The following is a 7,144-nucleotide window of genomic DNA, read 5'->3' as shown; positions in this document are numbered from 1 at the left end:
TTTATCGATTTTCAGGTGGTCAACTACCTAATTTTCAGGGAAAAAGTACCTGAATTTTCCCCCCAATCACTCCAATGGTCGGCACTTTTTGAGGGAAAACAAGTCTAAAAACCCTATCCAACAAGGTTTTTAGATTTATTCAGCAAACCCTAATTATTATTAGATTTCTTGCATAATTAATTTTTGAGAGTTCAAACTCACCGTTCGCTCATTTCTCGAACCGAAAATTTGATAAATTGTCTCAAACACAGTCTAGCAAACGCATTGAGCGTTCTATTCGAATATTTATTAGTACAAAAAAACCATTTGGAAGTTAACGAATTGATCAGGGTTTGAGCGAGTCAATTGGCGATCGCATTCTCGGATTTTCTGCTTACCTTATTCGCTAAAAAGCATACAGGATAAAGGTTCCAGCAATTTTAAAACCCTTCCCTTAAAAAATTAAGCGAACAATGAGTCGAAGGCTCTGCCTTAAAGTAGTATTCAGGTAGAACCTCAACAAAGCGTTCCCAGGTAGAACTTGGGAACGAGCTAAAAATCAGCCCCACATCTCTATAATTCCCCCAAAAGCCCTGAGAAACTATCAAAGAGATCGGACTGATCTGTTAAGGGAGTTCTCTTCCTTGCCACTCTTAGGATTTTTCTTAACAAAACTTAACAATTGATGGCAAAATTTTGCTTGCTTTTGTCGGCAGATTTTGGGATAATATTTTTAAAAGAGTTTATTCATAATGGTAATCTAAGCGTTTCGCTGTAAACACGACCATCCCATTATAAAACAATCATAACCCAAGCCGCTGGCAAAGTCAAGCGCTCACTCCTAATTATTTGTCGCCTAAAACTTCTAATTCCGTGGTCGGTGGGGGGGGGTTGGGGATATTAATTAAAATAACAAAGGTTGAAACCCGTGTTTGCGGGAAGCTGCGCCGATTTGTTCCATTTTAGGGACGGTAATTTGATTGCGTCCCCAGGAAAAATTAGTTTGCCAACCCTCCAACTCCAATAAAATCGCCTCAGCAAAACAGGCAAACATTTGACGAGAGGGAATATCCATATTAACGATTTTCATAATTTTCCAGTCAATATCGAGGGAATGCTCGACAATGCCGCCCTTAATCACCGAAATATCGGGGGCATTTAATACCATGCCTAAATTTTTCGGATAACCACCATCAATAATAATGCAGGGGCGCTTAAGTTTATCTAGATCAATTTCCACCCCTTTAGGCATACTAGCCACCCAAACAATGATATCAGCCAGGGGTAAAGCCTCCTCTAGGGGGAGAATTTTACCGCGTCCTAACTCCTCTTGCAGAGATTGTAAACGCTCTTGATTGCGTGCCACATAGATTAGTTCTTTTGTATCGGTTTTTTCATTTAACCAACGACAAACAGCGCTGCCGATATCTCCGGTGGCCCCACAAACCACGACGGTAGATTGAGCTAAATCGATGCCCATTTTTTCAGCGAGGGTTTCCACCTGAGTGCAGATGACGTAAGCGGTGTGGGTGTTACCGGTGGTAAAACGGCCAAAATCTAGCTCGATATTCCGCACCTGTCGATTATCTTTGAGATTAAACTCCTCGAAAATAATTGAAGAAAAACCGCCGAGTGCGGTGATATTGATATCACTTTTTTGAGCGAGTGCCATGGCATTTAGCACCTTACGAATAGCAGACTTTACCCAACGATGCGACAACATCTCCGGTAAAAAACAGGATTCGATGTATTTACCCGTGATGGTTTGTCCCGTGATGCTGGTGACATGAAAATCATCGACAATTTGCGGGGGGGCAGCACACCAAAAATCTAATCCCTGGTTAGCATATTCAGGATAACCTAGATCGTCGGCGACCGATTGGGCGTGTTCTAAACTGGTAAGATGACCTATAAGACCAAACATTGATTGTTCTTTCGTTAGACTAGATGGCACTAGATAAAAATTAGGATATTGCTAAGAAATCGTTAAGACTCTTAAATATAATACACAAAAGAGCCGCTCTGTGTTGAGCGGCAGCAGGGGAAAAACAGGAAATCTCGACGCTCAAGGTTTAGACAGCAGTTAATCCGTAGGCAGACATCCGCATAATATCACGGGTGCTGAAACCAATATTGCTTAAAGCTTCCCCGTAGCTAATCATAAAGTCTTCCACGAGGGCCTCTTTTTCCATACCGAGGACGCGAGCATCATCCTCGACTTGATTGAGCATTCTCCAGACAATGGGAAGATTAGCTCGATTTGCGGCTTCTAATTCCTTTTTAGCGGTTTCAAAGTTCGCTTTTAGCCATTCTTCGCCAAAATTGAGATGTAAATATTCGTCTTTAACTACGCCTTCAGTAATTTTACGAGCAAAAGGATCAGCAACAGGAATATAAATATTATAGGCAGCGATCGCGAAAGCTTCGATAATCAAAGATTGGATTAATAAACAGGTGACAACTTTACCTTCTGCGTAGGCAATTTGGAAGTTCTCGTGCAGAGAGGAAAAGAATTCTCTGGCATAATCCATATCAGGAGTGATTTGCAAATTTCGGCCGCAAGCTTGAAAACCTTTCATGTGACGGTTTTCCATTTTTGCCAGACGGTGTAACTCTTCTTTGTTATCGGTGAGGATGTCTGCTAATTGAATATAATTGCTATTGGCCTCGTATTCGCCTTCAATAACGATGGCATTAATGCGACTATAGGCTGATTTATAGGTTTCGCTGGTGAAATCAAGCTCTAATGGTACAGCAAGCTCTGGCATAAACTCGATTGACTCCTATTTCTGACGAGATTTTTCCGACGTTCTTTCCAGTCTAGGGTAAGCCTTCTAGATGGAGTGATCTTTTTACGAGTCTAGCTTGATCGGTCTTTTTTGTATAGCTTGGCCTGAGGGGCTGACTTGCCAAGTTAGCTATAGCGGTTATCTTTTGCCACTGAAAACAAGTTTAGAGGCAATCCCTTCTCAAGGGAGGAGATTGCTGGCTGTTTGCTCAAACCGTGGCTAAAGATTTCCGGCGCTCGGCCTGTTGTAGGATCGCTTTGGCTGCCTGTTTACCCGATAAAGTGGCTCCTTCCATGCTATCAATGTAATCCTGTTGGGTATAACTGCCAGCCAGGAAAAAGTTAGCAATAGGAGTCGCTTGCGAGGGACGATAGACATCCATACCAGGTGCTTCCCGATAGAGACTCTGGGCTAATTTCACCACACTAAACCAAGTCATCTTTAACTCCCGGGAGGAGGGAAATAACTTGTGGACTTGCGCTAAAACGTGCTGGGCGATATCTTCATTTTTAGCTTTAATAAAAGGATCCCCGGGGGTTAAAACCAACTGTAATAAAGAACCTTCTCCGGGGCGATAATAATCCCTAGGACTGGTGAGAGCAAGATCTGCAAAACAGGAAAAATCCGCTTGGTGGGTGTACAAAAGATTGTCAATTCCCACCGCTTTTTGCAGTTGTCGGCGTTTTTCGGCATCATTTAACTCCGTCACCCAACCGTCAAAACGCAATTGTACCGTAGCGACGGGGACGGCTTCTAGTCGGAAAATATTGTCAAAAATCGGCATTTTTCGCCAATCTTGGGGAATAAGACGCTGAATACCGGGGACATCACCAGCGCAAACATAGGCATCTGCGGTGATAGTTTCCGTGGTTTCTCCGTTAGCGACGATCATGCCATTAACTTGCAGATTTTCGCCCTCTCCAGAATAGAGAATTTCCCGCACCTGACGACGGGTAGAGATTTTGGCACCCCGGGCCTCCAGATAGTTAATAATCGGTTTATGCAGGTATTCGTGGGGGGAACCTTCTAACATCCGCAGGACGGAAGCTTCGGTTTTAGCGGCAAAAAATTGGAAAATCGTCAGCATACAACGGGCCGAGATATTTTCCGTATCGATAAATCCTAACGCGTAGGCGATCGGATTCCACATTTTTTTTAAACTGCCTTCATTACCGCCATGGCTACGAAACCAATCGGCAAAGCTAATCGAGTCCAGATCCCGAATCGTTTTCATCGCTCCTTGAAAGTCTATCAGACCGCGGACAATGGGACTTGTACCTAAGGCCAGAGAATTAAAGATTTTATCGGCTGCTGAGAGTTGGGAGGAGGTAAAAAAGGCTTTTAAACCGTTAAAAGGCGCACCCGCGGCGAAACGAAAGTCTAATTCGCCGATTTTTCCCCCTTCGTTGATAAAAGTGTGGGTGTGTTCTTTGAGCAGTAGGGATTGAAAAGCGCCCACTTTTTTCATTAACTCAAAAAGATTATAGTAACAACCAAAAAAGACGTGCAAGCCCATCTCGATGTGATTACCGTCCGCATCTACCCAACTACCGACTTTTCCACCGACAAAGGGACGAGATTCTAAGATTTCTACTGTACAGCCCGCATCGACCAGATCGATAGCTGTTGCCATTCCCGCTAACCCTGCACCAACGATCACCACTCGCATTTGTCAAGTTCCTGTTACAATTTTTCACTAAATCTTTATTTTACCCTGATCGGTCTGGTGTTTCTTGCTGGCGATTTTTTCAGGGGCGCTTGAGAGCGTGGCAGAATAATTGAGAGTTGCACTAGGGAGAAGTCATTTTGAAGCGATCGCTAGAGGGGAGACAGGGATTAATTATTGTCAGTATTATTTGGATATTGGGGATATTAGTCGATAGATTCTGGTTTAGTCTCGATCATACTATTCCTGCTTGGGATCAGGCCGATTATCTCAACGGTGGGATTATCTATAGCCAAGCTTTCCAAAATCCGCGCTGGTTTGATGGGGATTGGTGGCGCGGTTTATGGCTAATGTCCCCGAAAATTCCCCCTTTAACCTATCTTTTAACGATTCCCTTCTTTAATCTCTTTGGTATTAGCCTTGATGCGGGTATGTGGGTAATGGCTATCTATAGCGCCCTACTGCTCTTTTCTGTGTACGGATTGGGAATTATCCTCTTTAATGGGACTGTAGCACTCTGGGCGGTCTTAATCTGTCAATTTCTCCCGGGTTTATACTATTATCGCCTCGAATATCTCTTAGATTTTCCCTTAGCGGCAATTGTAACGTTTTCCTACTTATGCTTGACATGGTGGCGATTTAGTGGTCAAGGCTGGCTAAAAGCGATCGCTTTCGGGATTTCTTGCGGTTTAGGGATGTTAGTCAAACAAACCGCCCTATTTTTCCTCTTTTTACCGATTTTGTGGGTATTGGGCGAAAATCTCCGGCGAAAACGTTGGGGTAATCTAGCGCAATTAATGCTGAGTTTTTTGACGGCAGCATTGTTAATGTTTCCCTGGTATCGGACGAATTGGTTATTAATGTTAACCGCGGGCAAACGTGCCACGGTAGATTCGGCGATTTTGGAGGGAGATCCGCCTCTTACCAGTCCAGATGCCTGGACATTTTACGCCCAAGTTTTACCCTATTTTCTTTCTTGGGTATTGTTATTAGTTCCTGTGGTGGGATTATTAATCTCCTTACGTCATAGAAAAACCGAAGATAAGGTTAATCGTCCTGTGTGGATTTGGTTAGGAGTTTTTCTGCTGGGGGGATACCTATTATCATCCCTAAATATCAATAAAGATGCTCGTTATATTTTGCCGCTTTTACCGACTTTATCCTTAATTTTATCCGTTGGTTTATTATCTTGGCGTGGTCGTTTTGCCCCTGGTATCCGTTGGGGAACGATAACTATTGCCGCTATCCTCACCAGCTTAAATTTATTTCCCTTGGGGGGAGAGCTAATTACTAACGTTTTCAGTCCCGAATTACAACACCATCCCTATTTAAAAACCGGCTGGCAACAGGAAGAAGTAGTTAAAGAGATTCTAGCCGATTCTCCCTATCTTCGCAGCACTCTAGGGGTTTTACCTTCCACCCCCGAATTAAATCAACATACTTTCTCTTTCTACGGTGGTAAACATAATTCCCAGGTTGCCGGCAGACAGGTGGGAGTTCGGGAAGAAGATATCGAAAAGGATGTCAATTCTTTAGATTGGTTTTTAACTAAAACTGGTGAACAGGGTTCCGTCCCCGATGTCCAGAAAAAAATTGTTAATCGAGTCGCCACTGGACCAGATTTCCAAGTGGAAAAAACTTGGCAGCTACCGGATGATAGTACCCTGTCCCTACACCGAAAAATATATCCTTCCGTCACGGTTAACCCCCTTGAAAATGCGCCAAAACGGGTGGAATTAAGAGAGATTACCCTTGCCGAAAAAGCTTCTCCTAATCAACCCATTCCCGTGGTTTATAAATGGGCAGGAGACTGGCAACAATTAAAGTCAGGGATAGTAATTTTAACCTGGCAAGAAGTGGACGGTAAGGATTATTGGATGCACGATCACGGTATAGCTATGGGGGGATTAATGGCAGAAAAATTAACTCCAGAAGAGCAACAAAAAGGTTTTGAAGTCACTGAAAAAACCGCCATGCAGTCGGCAGCAACCCCCGGAGTTTATCGCTTATCTGCTGTCTATCTCAATCGGGAAACTGGCGAAACCTATCCAATTAAAACTAATGCTCAAATTACCATCGATCCTCAAGTTCCCAAGTTAGCAACGCCCCAATTAGATTTAGTGACCCAATTGCGCTTAAAGTCTGCTAATATTGGTCAAGGATTAACGGGTATTGAGCCAATTTTTGAGTTAACTAATCGTATCAATCAATACGATTCGATTCAGGATTATGTGCTGCAAGCAGACAAGGCTTTTTCCTATCGTTTACAGCAACAAAACCCCCCCGATAAATTATCTTTAGCCTACGGATTAGCAATTTCTAAGGTACTACAACAGGATGTGGCAGGGGCAATAAAAGCCACGGAGGAAATGATTAAAATTGACCCCCATAATCCCTATCATTATGCTTATCAGGGTTTTATTTATCTCTACGATTGGCAACCGCAAGCAGCCCAAAAAGTCTTAGATAAAGCTAGACAATTAAATCCCGATAGTGAGGAAATTAAGACTTTAAATGCAGTGGCTGCCTTGATGGGGGGAAATCTCGTTAAAGCTTGGCAATTATGGCAATCAAATTAAAATAGAGTGAGAAGTGGGGAAGTGGGGTGTGGGGTGTAGGGTGTGGGGTGTAGGGTGTAGGGTGTGGGGTGTGGGGTGTAGGGTGTGGGGTGTGGGGTGTGGGGTGTGGGGTGTGGGGTGTGGGGTGTGGG

4 protein-coding genes are annotated in these 7,144 nt (G+C 43.5%); 1 reads left to right on the top strand and 3 read right to left on the bottom strand.

The window, feature by feature from the left end; translation table 11 throughout:
- Positions 1-883: 883 nt before the first annotated feature.
- From PX482_RS05945 to zds, 3 genes are all read right to left on the bottom strand, one after another.
- Complete coding sequence (locus tag PX482_RS05945) at positions 884-1,903, bottom strand: long-chain acyl-[acyl-carrier-protein] reductase (RefSeq protein ID WP_002759660.1); 1,020 nt, start codon at positions 1,901-1,903, stop codon at positions 884-886.
- Positions 1,904-2,051: 148 nt separating this feature from the next.
- Positions 2,052-2,747: an aldehyde oxygenase (deformylating) gene (locus PX482_RS05940; protein WP_288095909.1), complete on the bottom strand. Its 696-nt coding sequence runs from the start codon at positions 2,745-2,747 to the stop codon at positions 2,052-2,054.
- A 229-nt stretch (positions 2,748-2,976) separates the two neighbouring features.
- Positions 2,977-4,437 carry a 9,9'-di-cis-zeta-carotene desaturase gene (gene zds, locus PX482_RS05935; protein ID WP_288054702.1) on the bottom strand — a complete coding sequence of 487 codons (1,461 nt, stop codon included), beginning with the start codon at positions 4,435-4,437 and terminating at the stop codon, positions 2,977-2,979.
- A gap of 137 nt (positions 4,438-4,574) precedes the next feature.
- On the opposite strand from zds, the gene PX482_RS05930 reads away from it, so the two are divergent.
- Positions 4,575-7,013 (top strand): glycosyltransferase family 39 protein, encoded by a 2,439-nt coding sequence (locus tag PX482_RS05930; RefSeq protein WP_288095912.1) that lies wholly within the window; start codon positions 4,575-4,577, stop codon positions 7,011-7,013.
- Positions 7,014-7,144 lie beyond the last annotated feature (131 nt).

It is taken from the genome of Microcystis sp. M53602_WE12 (assembly GCF_030065455.1).
Lineage (GTDB): Bacteria > Cyanobacteriota > Cyanobacteriia > Cyanobacteriales > Microcystaceae > Microcystis > Microcystis aeruginosa.
Note: the sequence above shows the minus strand (reverse complement) of the source record. Positions and strands in the feature narration are given on the sequence as shown.